Source organism: Photorhabdus cinerea (assembly GCF_011189575.1).
GTDB classification, from domain to species: Bacteria; Pseudomonadota; Gammaproteobacteria; order Enterobacterales; family Enterobacteriaceae; genus Photorhabdus; species Photorhabdus cinerea.
The window spans coordinates 1-640 of record NZ_PUJW01000134.1 but is presented as its reverse complement, the minus strand read 5'-3'; the positions used below and the strand labels follow the sequence as shown (position 1 = coordinate 640).

The window sequence follows — 640 nt, the reverse complement described above, 5'->3', positions numbered from 1 at the left end:
AAAGCCCCGTAAGTGCGGGTGTGAAAAGAAAAAGGCCGCTTATGCGACCTTGATAATTCTGAAAATTATTAATCCAACTCAGGATCATCTAATCCTGTATGGATAACTGTCTTTATTGCCGAAGTCACTTCAAAAAACCTGTCTGTCACAGTGCCTTTTGGAATAGTGAACTCATGAGCGCCATTTGCCACACTGACATGCAAGAGTGAATTTTCATACCATAGTGATATTGCAACATAATACCAATCACCCACACACAGCGTGTCATTCACCATCGTCCCCATTTGAAAATTAAGCCTGTAATCCTCATCCAATTGAACTACATGCGCAGGACGATATTCAAGATCTCCTTGCTGATTTATGATGCAAGAACGTACATATGGCTGCTCTACACCCTCTTTATCTTTCCATGATGATGCAGGGAGATCTAAGGATTCATAATATTCTTTCATTAAATCCTGAGCATCACTTTGAAGAAGTTCTTTTCTGGCTTTGTATTTCTCTTGTAACAGTTTGTGTTGAGAGCGAATATCAGAATAAGTAATTGACATGCCTTTCTCCATAGATTCCTGATTACGAACCAGCATGATTACCACCTTTAATGAAAAATTACTATGACATACATACAAAAAAGGCCACG

General features: G+C 38.9%; 1 protein-coding gene. It reads right to left on the bottom strand.

Annotated features, from left to right (window positions below; translation table 11 throughout):
- Positions 1-68: 68 nt before the first annotated feature.
- Positions 69-640, bottom strand: a 572-nt coding sequence (locus tag C5469_RS23000) for a hypothetical protein (RefSeq protein ID WP_207629352.1), incomplete at its 5' end; no start/stop codon positions are given.